The 16714-nt window shown below is 72.3% G+C and carries 16 protein-coding genes; 10 read left to right on the top strand and 6 right to left on the bottom strand.

Annotated features, from left to right (window positions below; translation table 11 throughout):
• Positions 1-194: 194 nt before the first annotated feature.
• From OG455_RS35515 to OG455_RS35495, 5 genes are all read left to right on the top strand, one after another.
• On the top strand, positions 195-959 hold the full coding sequence (locus OG455_RS35515) for an IclR family transcriptional regulator (protein ID WP_266300393.1): 765 nt from the start codon (positions 195-197) through the stop codon (positions 957-959).
• A 477-nt stretch (positions 960-1436) separates the two neighbouring features.
• A complete protein-coding gene (locus tag OG455_RS35510; protein WP_266300392.1) occupies positions 1437-2156 on the top strand; it encodes an MIP/aquaporin family protein in 720 nt (239 codons plus the stop codon).
• Between the two features lie 61 nt (positions 2157-2217).
• Positions 2218-3753, top strand: coding sequence for a glycerol kinase GlpK (gene glpK, locus OG455_RS35505; protein WP_266300391.1), 1536 nt, complete (start codon positions 2218-2220; stop codon positions 3751-3753).
• A gap of 126 nt (positions 3754-3879) precedes the next feature.
• Complete coding sequence (locus OG455_RS35500; protein WP_266300390.1) at positions 3880-5475, top strand: glycerol-3-phosphate dehydrogenase/oxidase; 1596 nt, start codon at positions 3880-3882, stop codon at positions 5473-5475.
• Positions 5476-5618: 143 nt separating this feature from the next.
• Positions 5619-6140, top strand: coding sequence for a YbhB/YbcL family Raf kinase inhibitor-like protein (locus tag OG455_RS35495; protein WP_266300389.1), 522 nt, complete (start codon positions 5619-5621; stop codon positions 6138-6140).
• Between the two features lie 57 nt (positions 6141-6197).
• On the opposite strand, the gene OG455_RS35490 is transcribed toward OG455_RS35495, so the two are convergent.
• From OG455_RS35490 to OG455_RS35475, 4 genes are all read right to left on the bottom strand, one after another.
• On the bottom strand, positions 6198-7595 hold the full coding sequence (locus OG455_RS35490) for an acyltransferase (protein ID WP_266300388.1): 1398 nt from the start codon (positions 7593-7595) through the stop codon (positions 6198-6200).
• 79 nt (positions 7596-7674) lie between these two features.
• On the bottom strand, positions 7675-8121 hold the full coding sequence (locus OG455_RS35485; protein ID WP_266300387.1) for a nitroreductase family deazaflavin-dependent oxidoreductase: 447 nt from the start codon (positions 8119-8121) through the stop codon (positions 7675-7677).
• A gap of 195 nt (positions 8122-8316) precedes the next feature.
• Entirely contained in the window at positions 8317-10581 is a 2265-nt protein-coding gene (locus OG455_RS35480; protein ID WP_266300386.1) for a hypothetical protein, read from the bottom strand.
• Between the two features lie 474 nt (positions 10582-11055).
• Positions 11056-11499 (bottom strand): nitroreductase family deazaflavin-dependent oxidoreductase, encoded by a 444-nt coding sequence (locus tag OG455_RS35475; RefSeq protein WP_266300385.1) that lies wholly within the window; start codon positions 11497-11499, stop codon positions 11056-11058.
• A gap of 201 nt (positions 11500-11700) precedes the next feature.
• On the opposite strand from OG455_RS35475, the gene OG455_RS35470 reads away from it, so the two are divergent.
• Positions 11701-12165 (top strand): cytidine deaminase, encoded by a 465-nt coding sequence (locus OG455_RS35470; protein ID WP_266300384.1) that lies wholly within the window; start codon positions 11701-11703, stop codon positions 12163-12165.
• Positions 12162-12677, top strand: a complete 516-nt coding sequence (locus OG455_RS35465; RefSeq protein WP_266300383.1) for a GNAT family N-acetyltransferase — start codon at positions 12162-12164, stop codon at positions 12675-12677. The genes OG455_RS35470 and OG455_RS35465 overlap by 4 nt, the downstream gene beginning before the upstream one ends.
• A gap of 23 nt (positions 12678-12700) precedes the next feature.
• Here the strand turns inward: OG455_RS35465 and OG455_RS35460 are convergent, their stop codons facing one another.
• Entirely contained in the window at positions 12701-13225 is a 525-nt protein-coding gene (locus OG455_RS35460) for a gluconokinase (protein WP_266301076.1), read from the bottom strand.
• Between the two features lie 373 nt (positions 13226-13598).
• Here OG455_RS35460 and OG455_RS35455 point away from each other — a divergent pair, with 373 nt between their 5' ends.
• From OG455_RS35455 to OG455_RS35445, 3 genes are all read left to right on the top strand, one after another.
• Complete coding sequence (locus OG455_RS35455; RefSeq protein WP_266300382.1) at positions 13599-14294, top strand: FadR/GntR family transcriptional regulator; 696 nt, start codon at positions 13599-13601, stop codon at positions 14292-14294.
• A gap of 138 nt (positions 14295-14432) precedes the next feature.
• A complete protein-coding gene (locus OG455_RS35450; protein ID WP_266300381.1) occupies positions 14433-14702 on the top strand; it encodes a hypothetical protein in 270 nt (89 codons plus the stop codon).
• A gap of 75 nt (positions 14703-14777) precedes the next feature.
• Positions 14778-15410 carry a hypothetical protein gene (locus OG455_RS35445; RefSeq protein ID WP_266300380.1) on the top strand — a complete coding sequence of 211 codons (633 nt, stop codon included), beginning with the start codon at positions 14778-14780 and terminating at the stop codon, positions 15408-15410.
• Between the two features lie 190 nt (positions 15411-15600).
• Here OG455_RS35445 and OG455_RS35440 read toward each other — a convergent pair whose 3' ends face one another.
• Positions 15601-16707, bottom strand: coding sequence for an NADH:flavin oxidoreductase/NADH oxidase (locus OG455_RS35440; protein ID WP_266300379.1), 1107 nt, complete (start codon positions 16705-16707; stop codon positions 15601-15603).
• Positions 16708-16714 lie beyond the last annotated feature (7 nt).

The raw sequence follows: 16714 nt of genomic DNA, 5'->3' as shown, positions 1-16714 counted from the left end.
GGTCGGTGCGACGGCCGCGACCGGGGAGGATGGCGGCGAAGAAAACGGCCGAGAACCGGTAGGCGACGTGCGGGTCCGCGGTCGCGCCTGGCAGACTCGGGACGATACCCCTGCGGTCGGCATGACCACGAACTGTGCGACATTGTCGAACGTCAACCAGAACCACCTGTCAGAGTTGCCAGTGGAGGTCCCCCATGCCCGGCCCGATCCAGTCGCTCTCCCGGGCCGCCGCGATCCTGCGTCTGCTGGCCGGCGGTGAGCGCCGGCTGGGCCTGTCCGAGGTGGCCACCTCGCTCGACCTCGCCAAGGGCACCGCGCACGGCATCCTGCGCACGCTGCAGCAGGAGGGCTTCGTCGAGCAGGACCCGGAGAGCGGCAAGTACCAGCTGGGCGCCGAGCTGCTGCGGCTGGGCCAGAGCTACCTGGACGTGCACGAGCTGCGGGCCCGCGCCCTGGTCTGGGCCGACGACCTGGCGAGGGCGGGCGGCGAGACGGTCTACCTCGGGGTGCTGCACCAGCGCGGGGTGCTGATCGTGCACCACGTCTTCCGGCCCGACGACACCCGCCAGGTGCTGGAGGTGGGGTCGATGCACCCGTTGCACAGCACCGCGCTCGGCAAGGTGCTGCTGGCCTACGACCCGGTGGCCCGCGGCGAGCTCGGCGACGAGCCGCTGCAGGCGTACACCCCGCGCACACTGACCTCCCTGGAGGACGTCGACGCCGAGTGCGCGCTGATCCGCGAGCGCGGCTGGGCGGACGCGATCGAGGAGACCTGGGAGGGGGTGGCCTCGATCGGCGCGCTGATCCAGGACCGCCGCCGCAACCCGGTCGGCGCGGTCTGCGTGAGCGGCGCGGTGGAGCGGGTCTGCGAGGACGGATTCGTGCGGCCGCAGCTGGTCGCCTCGGTGCGGGACGCGGCCCGGGCGATCTCCCGGGACCTGGGCGCCGGGCGGTTCTGAGCGGTCGGTCCGGGGCGCGGGCCCCGAACGACGCCGAACGACGCCAGGTGGTCCCTGGGCGGTCCCTGGGCGGCCACTGTGCGGCGCTGCGGGAGTCGAAGAGGTTACGGAGGGTGGACAGGCTTCCTGTCCACCCTCCGGTGTTTTGTCCTTATTTTCAGCTATTTGGCTGGTAGCTTCGCGGGACCGGCGGCCCGGCCGGAGGAGGGGAGGGTCACAGGGAGGTAACCCGGCCTTGACGTAGCCGCCGACAAGGGGAAAACTCCCGCATAGCGGTCGACAATGTCGAACGGTGGCCGCCGGAGGCGACGAGCACAGCCTGATCCTCCGCCCACCGGTCGTCCCCACCGCAGGCCCGCCTCCCGGTGACGGAAGGCGCGCGCACCCGCCACGGTCTCCCCCGCCGTGGCGCTCTCCCCCACCGCCTGCCACGGGCTCGACCCACTAGGCACCGGCCATATGGACAAAGGAGTCTTTGTGTCCGCCTTCTCGAACGGCGATGTCTTCGTCGGTGAAACGCTCGGCACGGCCGCCCTGATACTCCTGGGCGGTGGCGTCTGCGCCGCCGTCACGCTGAAGAAGTCCAAGGCCTTCAACGCCGGCTGGGTGGCCATCACCTTCGGCTGGGGCTTCGCGGTGCTGATCGCCGCGTACATGGTCGCCTCGAAGTCCGGTGGTCAACTCAACCCGGCGGTCACGCTGGCCGTCGCCGTCAAGACCGGCCAGTGGAGCCAGGTGCCGCTCTACCTCGGTTCCCAGTTGCTCGGCGCGATGATCGGCGCCGTCCTCGTCTACCTGACCTACCTCGGCCAGTTCAAGGCGAACGAGGAGCCCACGCTCGGCATCTTCTCGACCGGTCCCGAGATCCGGAACCCGATCCAGAACCTCCTCACCGAGATCATCGCGACCATGGTGCTCTGCATGGCGATCCTGACCCAGGGGCTGACCGTCAACGGCGCCCTGACCGGCATCGGCGTGCTGCTGACCGCCTTCACCGTGGTCGGCATCGGCCTCTCGCTCGGCGGCCCGACCGGCTACGCCATCAACCCGGTCCGCGACCTCGGCCCGCGCATCGTGCACTCGCTGCTGCCGATCCCGAACAAGGGCGGCTCGGACTGGAGCTACGCCTGGATCCCGGTCGCCGGTCCCGTCATCGGTGGCCTGCTCTCCGGCCTGCTGTACAAGGGCCTGTTCTAAAGGCACCGTGCTGCCAGTGCCAAGACCCCACCCACCCCTCAGAGCCGAGGATTTGACCCACATGAGTGCGAACAGCGAGCCCGCCGGCAACTACATCGCCGCGATCGACCAGGGCACCACCTCCAGCCGCTGCATCATCTTCGGCGCCGACGGCCGGATCGTCGCGGTCGACCAGCAGGAGCACCGCCAGATCTTCCCGCAGCCCGGCTACGTCGAGCACGACGCCGCCGAGATCTGGACCCGGGTGCAGTCCGTGGTCCGCGGCGCGCTGGAGAAGGCGAACCTGACCAAGGACGACATCCGCGCGATCGGCATCACCAACCAGCGCGAGACCACCGTGCTCTGGGACAAGAACACCGGCGAGCCGGTGCACAACGCGCTGGTCTGGCAGGACACCCGCACCGAGGCGCTCTGCCGCGAGCTGGGCCGCAACGTCGGCCAGGACCGGTTCCGCCGCGAGACCGGCCTGCCGCTGGCCAGCTACTTCGCCGGCCCGAAGATCCGCTGGCTGCTGGACAACGTCGAGGGCCTGCGCGAGCGCGCCGAGGCCGGCGACATCCTGTTCGGCACCATGGACACCTGGGTGATCTGGAACCTCACCGGTGGCGTCGACGGCGGCAAGCACATCACCGATGTCACCAACGCCTCGCGCACCATGCTGATGAACCTCAACACGCTGGCCTGGGACGAGAAGATCGCGGACTCGATGGGCGTGCCGCTGGCCGTCCTGCCCGAGATCCGCTCCTCCGCCGAGGTCTACGGCGAGGCCGTCGGCGACCTGGCGGGCGTCCCGGTCGCCGCCGCGCTCGGCGACCAGCAGGCGGCCCTGTTCGGCCAGACCTGCTTCGACGAGGGCGAGGCCAAGTCGACCTACGGCACCGGCACCTTCCTGCTGCTGAACACCGGCGAGAAGATCGTCAACTCGTACCACGGCCTGCTGACCACGGTCGGCTACCGGATCGGCGACCAGAAGCCGGTCTACGCCCTGGAGGGCTCGATCGCGGTCACCGGCTCGCTGGTGCAGTGGCTGCGGGACCAGCTCGGCATCATCTCCACCGCGGCCGAGATCGAGACCCTGGCCAACACCGTCGAGGACAACGGCGGCGCCTACTTCGTGCCGGCCTTCTCCGGCCTCTTCGCCCCGTACTGGCGCTCCGACGCCCGCGGTGTGATCGCCGGCCTGACCCGGTACGTGACCAAGGGCCACCTGGCCCGCGCCGTCCTGGAGGCCACCGCCTGGCAGACCCGCGAGGTCGTCGACGCGATGGAGAAGGACTCCGGCGTGACGCTGACCGCGCTCAAGGTCGACGGCGGCATGACCTCCAACAACCTGCTGATGCAGAACATCGCGGACGTGCTGGACGCCCCGGTCGAGCGCCCGTTCGTGGCCGAGACCACCGCGCTCGGCGCGGCCTACGCGGCCGGCCTGGCCGTCGGCTTCTGGAACGACCTGGACACCCTGCGGGCCAACTGGCACCGCGCCGCCGAGTGGACGCCGCGGATGGACGAGGCCACCCGGGAGCGCGAGTACAAGAAGTGGCTCAAGGCCGTGGAGCGCACCATGGGCTGGGTGGAGGAGGACGACCAGGAGAGCTGAGCAGGACGCCGGCCGGGGCGGTGACGCCCCGGCCGGCACGCGAGTTTTCCCCGGCCTCCCCGGAGGCCGAACCGCACTTCGAGAGGAGACCCGGCGCCGCCCGCACCGCGGCCCGGAACACACACCATGGCAACCATCCCGACCCTGGGCGCCGAGCGCACCCCCGGCCGCACCGCTTCCCGCGCCGAGACCCGTGAGCTGCTGGGCAAGGCCACCTACGACCTGCTGGTGATCGGGGGCGGCATCCTCGGCACGGCCGTGGCCTGGACCGCCTCCCAGGCGGGCCTCAAGGTCGCCATGGTGGACGGGGGCGACTTCGCGGGCGCCACCTCCAGCGCCTCCTCCAAGCTGGTCCACGGCGGTCTGCGCTACCTGCAGACCGGCGCGGTCAAGCTGGTCGCCGAGAACCACAAGGAGCGCCGGGCGCTGGCCACCGACGTGGCCCCGCACCTGGTCAACCCGCTCACCTTCTTCGTGCCGGTCTACAAGGGCGGCCCGCACAGCGCCCCCAAGCTCGGCGCCGGCGTCTTCCTCTACTCCGCGCTCTCCGCCTTCCGCGACGGCATGGGCCGGGTCTCCACCGCCGCGCACGCCGCCCAGCAGGTGCCGGCGCTGCGCACCGAGGGCCTGCGCTCGGTCGCGGTCTACGGCGATCACCAGATGAACGACTCGCGCGTCGCCGTGATGACGGTGCGCGCCGCCGTGGACGCGGGCGCCGTGGTGCTCAACCACGCCGAGGTCACCGGCCTGCGCTTCACCGGCACCCGGGTCACCGGCGCCGAGCTGGTGGACCGGCTGGACGGCACCGAGTTCGGCGTCGACGCCCGCCTGGTGCTCAACGCCACCGGCCCCTGGGTCGACCACCTGCGCCGGATGGAGGACGCGGGCGCCGCCCCGAGCATCCGCCTCTCCAAGGGCGCCCACGTGGTGGTCAAGCGCCGCTCCCCGTGGCGTGCCGCGCTGACCATCCCGATCGACAAGTACCGCGTCTCCTTCGCCATTCCGTGGGAGGACCACGTCCTGCTCGGCACCACGGACGAGGAGTACACCGGCGACCCGCGCGACGTGCGCGCCACCGACGCGGACATCGACCAGATCCTGGACGAGGCAGGCCACGCGATCAAGGACGAGCACCTCGACCGCGACCTGATCACCTACGCCTTCGCGGGCCTGCGGGTACTGCCCGGCGGCCCCGGCGACACCGCCGCCGCCAAGCGCGAGACCGTGGTGACCGAGGGCCGCGGCGGGATGCTGTCGGTGGCCGGCGGCAAGTGGACCACCTACCGCCACATCGGCCGCACCGTGCTGGAGAAGCTCGCCCACGTGCGCGGCACCGGCATCGGTGAGGACCTCTCGCCGATCCCCGCCACCGTCCCGCTGCCGGGCATCGGCGCGCCGAACGCGGTGGCGCACCGGCTGCTGATCGACCGCGAGCCCGGCTCGCGGATGGAGCCGCTGGTCGCCAAGCACCTGGCCAGCCACTACGGCACGCTCTCCTTCGGCATCGCCCGCCTGATCGCCGAGGACCCGGCGCTCGGCGAGCCGATCCACCCGGACGGTCCGGACGTGTGGGCGCAGGTCGCCTTCGCGGCCGACAACGAGTGGGCCTACACCACCGACGACGTGCTGCGCCGCCGCACCACCATGACGGTGCGCGGGCTGGACACGCCCCAGGTGAAGGAGCAGGTCGCCGAGTTCCTGGCAAAGCGCGACCAGGGCTGACGACCGGTCGGCGACCGGCTGACGGCTGGCTGACGACCGGCTGACGACGCGTCGAGTTGAAGGGCGGTCACCCCGTGGAGGGGTGGCCGCCCTTCGTCTACTCTCGGACCCAACCATCCCGCATCCTCAGGAGCTCTCCCGACGTGACCAGGCCACCGCTTCCGCACGACTTCCAGCGCCCCGTCCCCGGCTTCACCGTGACCAGCACCGACCTGACCGACGGTGGCCTGCTGCCCGAGGCCCAGGTGCTGGCCGGCGGCGACACCTCGCCGCAGCTGAGCTGGGCGGGCTTCCCGCCCGGGACCCAGAGCTTCGCCGTCACCTGCTTCGACCCCGACGCGCCGACCGGCAGCGGCTGGTGGCACTGGGTGCTCTTCGACATCCCGGCCGACGTGACCTCGCTGCCGACCGGCGCGGGCACCGGGGACTTCGCGGGCCTGCCGGCCGGCGCGGTCCAGGCGCGCAACGACTACGGGACGAAGAACTTCGGTGGCGCCGCGCCGCCGCCCGGGCACGGCCCGCACCGCTACGTCTTCTCGGTGACAGCGGTGGGCGCGCCGAAGCTCGGCCTGGACTCGGACACCTCGCCGGCCGCGATCGGCGGCACGCTCGGGTTCCTGGCGGTCGGCCGCGGCACGATCACGGCGACCTACGAGAACGAGTGACGGTACCGGGTTGAGCCGGCCTTGTGGCGCGGGGCCGGCCGGCCCCGCGCCACAGGCTCAGACCAGCTTGCGGACCGCGCCCGCCAGCGGCGGCAGCACGTCGGCCGGCTCGCGGAATTGGTGCAGCGCCGCACGGCCGGCCGCCGAGCGCACCTTGGCCGCGAGTCTGGCCGGGAGCACCACGGTGAGCAGGTAGCCGCTGCCCTCGAAGCCCTCGACCAGCCAGGAGACCCAGGGCAGCGGGAGGTTGCCGGTCGGGCTGAAGAAGCTCGGGCGCTGTCCCTCGAAGCTGAGCCGGTAGATCCCGGTGCGGCACCAGCTGGAGAGCGTGAAGGTCTTGCGTGCCGGGTCGAAGCCCAACGGCACGCAGTCGCGCAGCCGTTCGCGGCCCAGGGCGTCGAGGAAGGCCCGGCTGGCGCGCAGGCTCAGGTGCGAGCCGGTGAAGTCGGTGACGGCGGCCCGGATGGCTGCGGCCAGTTCGGCCGGGGCCTGGTCCGGGGGGCCGGCGAGGTAGACCTCGCCGAGCAGGTTGCCGAGCACCCCGGGCGGGGCGTCCAGGAAGCGGCGCAGGTTGACGGGCATGGTGAGGTACTGCTCGTCGTGGTTCTCGTCCAACTGGCGCAGGGTGCTCATCAGATGGGCCGTCAGCACGTCGTTGGTGGACAGGCGGGTGCCGGCCTGCTCGCTGAACTCGGCGCGCATCCGGGCCGGTTCGTCGTCGGTGAAGTAGACCTGCACGGTGCGGTTGGCCAGCGCCGCCTGCTCGATCTCGCGGGTCAGCCTGGCGGCGTCGGCCGCGTCCGGCAGCCGGAAGCCCGGACGGCCCGCGTCGGTGGGCGGGAGCACCGAGTCGAGGTAGGCGTCGCGGTCCTCGACCACGGTGATCTCCGGCGCCTCGGTGCCCTCGACGGCGGCCGACCAGGCGCTCATCAGCACCATGAAGGTCTGCATGTCGCCCAGGGCGTGGTGCCAGGAGCAGCCGAGCGCCGTGCCACCGTCGGCCAGCCTGGTCAGCCGGACGGTCAGCAGCGGGTGGCCGCCGGTGCGGGCGGCGGTGGCCTGGACGTGGTCGGTGTAGCCGGCGGCGGTCAGGGTCAGCCGGCCGAGCACCTCGGGCAGGGTGTCGGGGGCCACCGCGGTGGTGAACGGGACGCCGTCGTCGGTGCAGCGGATCTCCAGCGTGCCGTCGGGCGCGGTGCGCAGGCGGCCGGCGAAGATCGGCGCCCGGGCGAGGGCGCGGGCCAGGCCGGCCGCCATCCGGTCGGCGTCCAGTGCCCGCGGGAAGCAGAAGACGACGGAGACCGCCAGGTCGGCGAGCATCAGATCGGGCAGGCCGCAGCGGACGGTGGTGCCCGGCGCCGAGCCCGCCCGCACGGTGCGGGTGGCGTCCGCCGGGGCGGTGGTGGTGGCGACCGCCGGGGCGGTGGTGCGTTGCTCGGTCAGTACCTCGTCCACGGTGCGAACCCCTGCTCCCCGGCGGCCGGTGGTGATCTCCGGGACGGACGATAGAGCAGGGGGCGCGGGGAATCCAGGGTCAGTCCGCGGCAGCTGCGGGCTCCAGGACGAAGACCGGGATCACCCGGTCCGTCTTCTTCTGGTACTCGGCGTAGTCCGGCCACGCCTCCACGGCGCGGTCCCACCACAACTCCCGCTCCGCGCCGCTGACCTCACGGGCCGTCATGTCCCGTCGCCGAGCACCGTCCTGCAGCTCGACCAGCGGATGCGCCACCAGGTTGTGGTACCAGGTCGGATGCTTGGGCGCACCACCCTGGGAGGCCACCACGGCGTACCGGCCGTCGTGCTCGACCCGCATCAGCGGGTTCTTGCGGATCTTGCCACTGCGCGCGCCCACACTGGTGAGGACGACCACCGGCCGGCCCCGCATGGTGGTGCCGTCGGCGCCGTTGGACGACTCGTAGAGCTCGACCTGGTCGCGCACCCACTGCTCCGGGCTCGGCTCGTACTCACCGCTGAGAGGCATGCTGTTCCGTTCCGTTCCGTTGACCGACTGTGCGCACTCCATCATTCACGGCCGGAGCCCGCGCGGCCGGGCAGCGCGCCGTGCGCGGTCGGCCTGGTGGCCGACACGCCGACGGCACGCCGCGCGGACCGATGCTGCGTCAGCGGTTCTTCAGGTGGCGCTTCAGTGGCGCTTCAGTAGCACTTCAGTGCCTGGTCAGCGCTTGGTCAGGAGCTGATCAGGCTTGGTCAGGAGCTGGTCGGCGTGCAGCCGGGTGGCGTCCTGCGGGCCGAACGGCACCGGGACGCGGACCCCGGCGGGCACCGCGGCAGGCGCTGCGGCGGGCGCTGCGGCGGGGGCCACGGCCCGGGCCTGCGAGGGTCGGGCGGAGGCGACCACGGGCGGGACGGGGGGCGGCTGGTTCGGGTCCGGCGGCGGGTCGGCCTGGGGCAGGGTGACCGTCAGCGTCACGGCGCTCTGCCCGGTGTCGGGGGTGAGCCAGCCGGACAACTCGTCGGCGTAGAGCGAACCGGGTTGCGCGGTGCCGGCCTGCTTCACCTGCAGGCTGCCGTAGGGCACGGTCACCGGCACCTGGACCCCGCTCGGCGCGGAGACGGTCACCGTGGAGCCGACCCGGTAGGCGGTCACCTGGCCCGCCGCCAGGGCGGCGTTCCAGGCCGCCTGGTTGCGCAGTTGGGTGGCGATGTCGCTCAGCGACAGGTTGACCAGCGGGGTGTCAGGACCGTACAGGGTCTGATAGGTGGCGAGGATCTGGTTGAGCACCGGGTAGGCGATCCGGTCCTCCGCCAGGTTGGACTGCGACAGCACGTCCGGCGTCGGGTCGTTGGCGAGCATCCGCTGCAGCACCATCTTGGCCTCGGTGGGCACGATGGTGCTCTGGAAGCCGGTGCTCTCGTTCAGCGGCGCGGACAGGCAGGTCGAGCTGGACGAGCCGGTGCACTGGCCGCTGCCACCCTGGGCGGCGGCGGTGTAGAGCCAGTTGTACTCGTCGGCCTCCTCGGCGGCCGTGCCGGCGTTGGGGTAGAGGTCGAGCTGATGCTGCGGGACGGCGAGCGCCGATCCGACCGGCCGGGCGGCCGCCTCGGTGGCGGCGTTGGCGCCGAGCGCCGTGACCCCGAGCGCGGTCAGTGCGGGGGCGAGGGCCGGGTTGTCCTGGCTCTGCTGCGGCGGCAGGGCCAACCCGGAGTTCTGCGCGGTGACCAGCGTGCTCGGGTCCACCGGCAGCCCCTTGGCCTGTGCCCAGGCGAGGTTGGTCTGCGCGGCCGCGGTGATGGCCGCCTGGCTGCTCCACTCGGTGGCGCCGGTGCCATCGGTGCCGCAGACCCACGGCACCACCGTGACGTCGCGCACGCAGCCCAGGAACGGCTGCCCGTAGGTGCCGTTGATCCAGCGGAAGGCCGCCGGGTCGGCGGCGAACGCCGCCTCGGTGGGATCGGAGCCGTTCGCGGCGGCCACGCTGTCACTGCCGCTGCCGTCGTAGGCCAGGTCGAGCGTGAGGTGGTTGGCCGCCTCCCACTTCTCGGCGTACTCGACGTCGGCCGCCGTCATCCGGATCGGTACGGTGTCCGGGCCGCCCGGCACGGTGGCGCACCCCACGTCCCCCTGGGTGCACTTGAGCGTCGTGCTCCAGCGGTTCTGGGCGAGCAGGGTGCTGCCGACCTGGACGGAGAGGTAGTTGCGGTTGTAGCCGAGGTGGACGCCCTGGGTCATCCAGTCGACCACGCCCTGGGCGATCGCCTGCCACTGCTGCTGGTACTGGTTGAACGCGAAGGTGAAGACCAGTTGGTGGCGTCCGTCGTAGTAGTCGCCGACCAGCACGCCGTCCTGGGTGCTGCCGGGGATCGGCATCACCACCAGCGGCTCCATCTCTATGTTGAGCGGGGTCGCCAGGTAGCCGTAACTCTCCACCTTGTTCGGGTCGTTGTCCTCGAACGGGATGGGTCCGGCGAGGTAGTGGAAGGGGAAGAACCAGCCGATCTCGAACACCGAGGCGGTCATGCCGTCCAACGACCCGATGTAGCCGGGGTTCTGGGCCCAGTTCAGGCCGACGGCGGGCTGCGCGTAGGTGTTCAGGTCCACCTGCCCGACGTTGTAGGCGTGTTCGTAGGCGATCAGCGCGTTGGTCTCGGCGCTGCCGCTGCCCAGGGCGTCAAGGGTGGGGAGCACGATCGACTGGAACTTGGCCTCGACCGTGCCGTCGGGGAGCAGATCGTCGAGGTAGGCGTCGTTGATGGTCGGGCGGTTCGGGTCGGCGAGGTTCACCGTGGTGTACGGGATGCCCTCGCTCACCAGCTCGGCGCGGACCGCCGCCACCGAACTGCTGCCGTCGTCGACCAGCAGGATGCGCAGGTCGGTGCGGTAGGTCGGCGCGCTGTCCGCGTGTGCGGCGAGCGCCGGCGACCCGAACGCCAGCAGGGCGGCCGCGGCGATCGCGGCCGGCCAGCGTTGTCTGAGGCCCATCGGATTTCCTCCTGGGAGGAGGCGCGCGCCCTCGCACACGCCTCGGGGGAACGGCCGCGGACGCGGTTCTGCCCGCGCGCGGATCGCGCTGTGCGTGTGCGGTGCTGTGCGCGTGCGGTGCATGTGCGGTGCATGTGCGGTGCTGTGCGTACGTGGCGCTGTGCGTGTGGTGGGGCGCGGGGTCCCGTGGGCGGCACCCGTGGGCCGCGCGGCACGACGAAACCTAGCCCACCGGCGGGCGCTCCGGCAGGCGTTCAGGCGGTCCCGGACCGGACGGCTGGCCGGTTCCCGACCCGGGACAGCAGGAGGCGGGCACCCCATCCGCACACGAATGGACGCTCCCCTTCCGGTCACCCCTGGTCGCCGCCGCCGCGCCGGGCCACGCGGGCGGCGGCGGCCGGGGGCGCCGGGCCGCCGTGGCGCCGGGCCTCGCCGGCTATTGGCGAGAACCCGCCGCCACGGACGCTGCCGGGGTCAGTTCGCGGCAGCGGGCTCCAGGACGAAGACCGGGATCACCCGGTCCGTCTTCTTCTGGTACTCGGCGTAGTCCGGCCACGCCTCCACGGCCCGGTCCCACCACAACTCCCGCTCCTCACCAGTGACCTCACGGGCCGTCATGTCCTGGCGCAGCGGGCCGTCCTGCAGCTCGACCAGCGGGCCGGCGGCGAGGTTGTGGTACCAGGTCGGATGCTTGGGCGCACCGCCCTGGGAGGCCACCACGGCGTACCGACCATCGTGCTCGACCCGCATCAGCGGGTTCTTGCGGATCTTGCCGCTGCGCGCGCCCACACTGGTGAGGACGACCACCGGCTTGTCCCGGTAGGTCGTGCCCTCGGTGCCACCGGAGGACTCGTACTGCTCGACCTGGTCGCGCACCCACTGGTCGGAGCTGGGCTCGTAATCGCCGGTCAGAGGCATGGTGTTCAGTCCCATCGTTGAGGGCCGGGACGACTGACGACACGTCAGTGACCGTGGCCCGTCGGTCGGATCTGTCACCGCCCATCATTCCCCATCGCCACTTCACGTCCACCGGGGTCCACCGGGGTCCACCGGGGCCGGGGCGCTCACGCGATCGAAAACGGGTTCCCAGTCATGTGCGGGATGCGTACCATCCGCGGCATGAGTCTTGATCAAGAGGGCTTCGACGGCTCGCACCCCGTCGTCGACCAGGAGCTCGTGGACGCCGCGATCGAGTTGTGCCGTTCCCGCTTCCCCGGGCAGGACTGGTCCGGGGCCGCCGCGCTACGGCTGGACAACGGAGCGATCCTCACCAGCGTCGCCCCCGAGGTGCCCAACGGCGCGGTGCGGCTGTGCCACGAGACGGGTGCGATCTGCGAGGCGTTCAAGCTGGGGCGGCGGGTGGTGGCGTCGGCCTGCGTGACCCTGGCCGACGAGGGCCGCGGCTTCTGGGTGCTGGCGCCGTGCGGCGTCTGTCAGGAGCGACTGCTCGCGTACGGCCCGGACGTGGCGGTCGCGGTGCCACAGGGCCCGGACCCGCGCGAGTGGCGCTCGCTGCGGCTGCGGGACGTGCAACCGCACTGGTTCGGGCGGGTGTTCCCGGAGGAGAACTGGCCACTCACGTGACCGAGCCGCCGAACGCGCCGCTCACCGACGGCACCATCGCGGTCCGGTTGCGCCGCGTCACGGATCTGGACGCGATCGCGGCGGCGAGCCATGACCCCGAGACGCGGCACTGGCTCGACGACGCCCCCATGGACGCGGACGCCCGCCGAACCAGCCTGGCCCGTGCCGAGGAGGCCTGGCGCAGCGGGCGGGCCACCCCGCTGGTGGTCGCGGACGCGAAGACCGACGAGCCGCTGGGCCTGGTGAACCTGCGGTTCCGAGCAGGCGCCGAGGAGGCGACCGTCGCCTACAGCGTGTTCCCCGCGCACCGGGGGCGGGGCATCGCGCCCAGAGCGGTCCGCCTGGTGGTGGAGTGGGCCTTGCGCGAACTGGGGCTGACACGGGTGCTGCTGGAGGCCAAGGAGGCGAACACGGCCTCGATCCGGGTCGCCGAGAAGTGCGGGTTCCAGCGGATCGACAGCAGGGGCGGCGGCGCGGGCGTGACGGTCGTCTTCTCGCTCGGACGTGCGTGAACCGGGACCCGCCGCCACTGCCTTCAGCCGGCTGCCGAGACGCCCGGGGCCTCGGGGCCACCGGGACCGGGCCGCAGCAATGTGGCGGCCAGCTCGACGAGTTCTTGGGGAGTGCGCGCCCCGAGCTTCAGCACGGCTCCGTATTCGTCCTCTTGGAGCGGTTCGAGCAGGGCGAACTGGGAGTCGAGCAGCGAGGGCGCCATGAAGTGGCCGGTGCGCAGGGCGAGTCGGCCGGCGACCAGGCGGCGGCTGCCGTCCAGGTGCAGGAAGAACGCCGCCGGGCAGCCTGCCCGCAGGGTGTCGCGGTAGCGGCGCTTGAGGGCGGAGCAGGTGACCACGCCCCCGGTGCCGGCCTCGCCGCGGTCACGCAGCCAGCCGGCGAGCGCGCGCAGCCAGGGGGCCCGGTCGGCGTCGTCCAGCGGGATGCCCGCCCGCATCTTGGCGATGTTGGCGGCGGGGTGGAAGTCGTCCGCCTCCGCGTACGGGACGCCGAGGCGCTCGGCGAGCAGCTTGGCGACGGTGGTCTTGCCGACGCCGGAGACGCCCATCACCACGATCAGTGGACGGGCGCTCGCCGCCTGCGGGTAGGACGGCCGAGCATTGAATGGCTGGGGATCGGACGGCTGCGGATCGGACGGCTGGTTCTCGGCGCTGAGAGCCATGGGTTCTGCTCCTGCCACTTCGGGCGGGCGCCGGCCGATGGACCGGTCGGCGCCCGCGATGACGTCACTATCCTGCCAAAGGTATGACCATTTCAAGGCAGCGACACTAACTAGTCATACTTATCTACTCGGCTCTACTCGGCGCCGAGCCCAACGCGCCGCACCGCCACCTACCGCACCGCCACCTACCGCACTTACGCCGACTCCGGCCGGGTGACCACGCGTTCGAGCGGTCGGCGGCGTCATCTAGGCTGGACGGATGGAGATCCAGGGCCTGCCCGGCAGACTGCTCGCCTCGTTGGGACCGGCCATCGCGTCCGGGGAGCTCGCCGAGGGGGCGGTGCTGCGGATCGAAGAGCTGGAGGCCCGGTTCGGGGTGTCCCGCACGGTGGTGCGGGAGGCGGTGCGGATCCTGGAGTCGATGCACCTGGTCGCCTCCAAGCGGCGGGTCGGCATCACGGTGCAACCCCGGCGCGACTGGGACGTCTTCGATCCGCTGGTGATCCGCTGGCGGCTGGCCGGCGCCGACCGGGCGGCGCAACTGCGCTCGCTCGGCTCGCTGCGGGTGGCCATCGAACCGGCCGCCGCCGCGCTCGCCGCGCAGTATGCCGGCCCGGACGACTGCCGTGAACTGAGCTCCCTCGCCGTGGAGTTGACGGTCAGCGCGCGGGCCGCCGACCTGGCCGCGTTCCTGCGCCACGACATCGCCTTCCATGCCACCGTACTGCGGGCCTCCGGCAACGAGATGTTCGCACACCTGGGCGACACGGTGGGCGCGGTGCTGACCGGGCGCACCGAGCACAAGTTGATGCCGCATCAGCCGCACGCCTATGCCGTCCAGTTGCACCGGGAGGTCGCGGAGGCGATCTGCGCGGGGGCACCGGAGCGGGCCGAACAGGCGATGCGCACCATCGTCACGGGAGCGATGCAGGAGCTGGCCGCCGAGTTGGGCTAGGCCGTGGGCCGGGGCGGACAGGATTCAGCAGAGCGTTTGCCCGGTGCGCGAGCGGGCAGGCAGTGGGCGGGGCGTGACGGACCGCCCCGCTCCGAGTCTCCCCGGGGGTTGGCGCCGATGGCCGCGGCACGCAGACGGATGCCTGACGAGGTGCGGGCCGCCGCTGTGCGCACCGTGCTCTTCCTGGCCCTCACCCTCGTCGGCCTGACCATCGCCACCCTCGCCTCGTTCGCGCACGAGCCCAGGACGCTGACGCTGATGCTGCTCCTCAGCGGGCTGGGCGTGTTCGGCATCGTCTGGTGCCTGCTGGAGATCGTGATCTCGCGTCAGATCGCCTCCCAGCGGCGGCGCGGCCCCGGCCGCGACTCCCCGCGCGCGGTCAGCGACTTCCACCGGGCGGCCGGCTGATGCCCTGCCCGCAACGGGTGGTGGGTGATCGTAGCGATTGGAGGAGGCCGCGCGAGCCGGGTTAGGCTGACGATCATGAATACGGGGAGAGCCGCGGTCGTCGGCATGGTGAGTCTCATGGCCCTGGCCACAGGATGCGGGAGTGCGGGATCGGGATCGGACGGCACCGGCGCCAAGGCCGCACCCCCGACGGCGCTGGCCTTGCTGCCGCAGAAGCTGGACAAGCCCGCCGGCCCGTATCCGGACCTGACCCCGTCGCCGTCCCCGGCGCACGACGCGACCTTCAGCGAGAACCTTGAGTTCGAACTGCGCCGCAGGACCCTCGCGATGACCCTCGCACCGGGCGAAACCTCTGCCCAGTGCCCCAAGGACCTCGACTCGAAGGCCGGCACGACGGTGGCGTGCACCGTCACCTACGACAGCCTCGACCTCGTGTGGGACGTGGCCCTCGGGGACAAGGCCGCCTGGTCCGACAACTACGTGACCTACCAGGCGCAGCCCCGCCAGGGCATCCTCACCCGCGACGGCCTCGCACTCTACTTCTACGGCAACTTCTCGCCCGACGAGGTGCGCTGCAACAACGTTCCCACGGCCGTCCTGGTACCGCTGAACCAGCTCACCGATTACGCCTGCCAGACCGTGAGCGGCGGCCGGCCCGGTACGGCCGACAAGGTTCGGATCACCGACTCAGGACCGCTGGCCGGCTGACCAGGCCGCGGCCGGGGCCCGGCCGCTGACGGTCCGTCGGCCGTGCGGCCGGCCAACAACAGCACGACCGGCCACAGCACGGGCAGCCTCGGCCAGGGTGGCGCCATGACGACGAGGGACGAGTTGCGGCGCACCACATCGGCGACGGGCCGGCCGGTGGCGCGGCAGCACCACCGGCCGGGCGCGGGTCTCAGCCGCGGGTGCCGACCGCGCCCGCGTACTGGCTGGGCCAGCGGCGCTCGGCCTGCAGCTCGCGCGCGGCGTGCTGCGCGAAGTACGGGTTGCGCAGCAGCTCGCGCCCGAGCAGGACGACATCCGCGCGTCCCTCGGCGATGATCTGCTCCGCCTGCGCGGGCTCGGTGATCAGACCGACCGCACCGACCGGCAGGCCGGTGGCCTCGCGGACCTGCTCGGCGAACGGCACCTGGTAGCCGGGGCCGACCGGGATCCGGGCGCCGGGCACCAGGCCGCCGGTGGAGACGTCCAGCAGGTCGATGCCGATGGCCTGCAGCTCCTTGGCCAGCTTGACGGTGTCCTCGCCGGTCCAGCCCTCGCGCCCGTCCTCGGGGTTCTCGGTCAGCCAGTCGGTGGCCGAGGTGCGGAAGAAGACGGGCAACTCAGCGGGCCAGACCGCGCGGACGGCGGCGGCCACCTCCAGCGCGAAACGGGCCCGGTTCTCGAAGGAGCCGCCGTACTCGTCGGTGCGGTGGTTGGAGTTCGGCGACAGGAAGGAGTGGGTGAGGTAGCCGTGCGCGCCGTGCACCTCGACCACCTGGAAGCCGGCCGCCAGCGCCCGCTCGGCCGCCGCCGCGAAGGCGCGGACGACCTCGCCGATCTGCTCGACGGTGAGCGCGTCCGGGTCCGGGAAGTCACCGAAGGGCTCGCTGGTCGGACCGACCGCGCGCCAGCCGCCCTCGCCCTCGGGGATGGCGCGGCCGCCGACCCACGGGGAGGCGGAGGAGGCCTTGCGACCGGCGTGCGCCAGCTGGATGCCCGCCACCGTGCCGTAGCTCTTGATCGCCGCCGCCACCCGGGCCAGGCCCTGCTGCTGGCGCTCGTTCCACAGGCCCAGGTCCTGGGCGCTGATCCGGCCCTCGGGCGCGACCGCGGTCGCCTCGACCAGGATCAGGCCGGTGCCGCCGGCCGCCCGGCTGGTCAGGTGGGTGAAGTGGAAGTCGGTGACGACACCGGTCTCCGGCCCCTCGGCGGCGGCCGAGTACATGCACATCGGGGCCATCCAGATCCGGTTCGGAACGGTCAGCTCGCGCAGCTTGATGGGCTCGAACAGAACAGACACGGCAGGC

It is taken from the genome of Kitasatospora sp. NBC_01287 (genome assembly GCF_026340565.1).
Lineage (GTDB): Bacteria > Actinomycetota > Actinomycetes > Streptomycetales > Streptomycetaceae > Kitasatospora.
The sequence above is the reverse complement of the archived record's forward strand: the minus strand, read 5'-3'. Positions and strand labels throughout refer to the sequence as shown.

Excerpts from the sequence above, each read along its gene's own strand:
- OG455_RS35515 (WP_266300393.1), top strand. The coding sequence starts at position 195 with ATGCCCGGCCCGATCCAGTCGCTCTCCCGGGCCGCCGCGATCCTGCGT.
- OG455_RS35470 (WP_266300384.1), top strand. The coding sequence starts at position 11,701 with ATGAGTCTTGATCAAGAGGGCTTCGACGGCTCGCACCCCGTCGTCGAC.
- OG455_RS35450 (WP_266300381.1), top strand. The coding sequence starts at position 14,433 with ATGCCTGACGAGGTGCGGGCCGCCGCTGTGCGCACCGTGCTCTTCCTG.
- OG455_RS35445 (WP_266300380.1), top strand. The coding sequence starts at position 14,778 with ATGAATACGGGGAGAGCCGCGGTCGTCGGCATGGTGAGTCTCATGGCC.
- OG455_RS35475 (WP_266300385.1), bottom strand. The coding sequence starts at position 11,499 with ATGCCTCTGACCGGCGATTACGAGCCCAGCTCCGACCAGTGGGTGCGC.
- glpK (WP_266300391.1), top strand. The coding sequence starts at position 2,218 with ATGAGTGCGAACAGCGAGCCCGCCGGCAACTACATCGCCGCGATCGAC.
- OG455_RS35460 (WP_266301076.1), bottom strand. The coding sequence starts at position 13,225 with ATGGGCGTCTCCGGCGTCGGCAAGACCACCGTCGCCAAGCTGCTCGCC.
- OG455_RS35455 (WP_266300382.1), top strand. The coding sequence starts at position 13,599 with ATGGAGATCCAGGGCCTGCCCGGCAGACTGCTCGCCTCGTTGGGACCG.
- OG455_RS35500 (WP_266300390.1), top strand. The coding sequence starts at position 3,880 with ATGGCAACCATCCCGACCCTGGGCGCCGAGCGCACCCCCGGCCGCACC.
- OG455_RS35485 (WP_266300387.1), bottom strand. The coding sequence starts at position 8,121 with ATGCCTCTCAGCGGTGAGTACGAGCCGAGCCCGGAGCAGTGGGTGCGC.
- OG455_RS35480 (WP_266300386.1), bottom strand. The coding sequence starts at position 10,581 with ATGGGCCTCAGACAACGCTGGCCGGCCGCGATCGCCGCGGCCGCCCTG.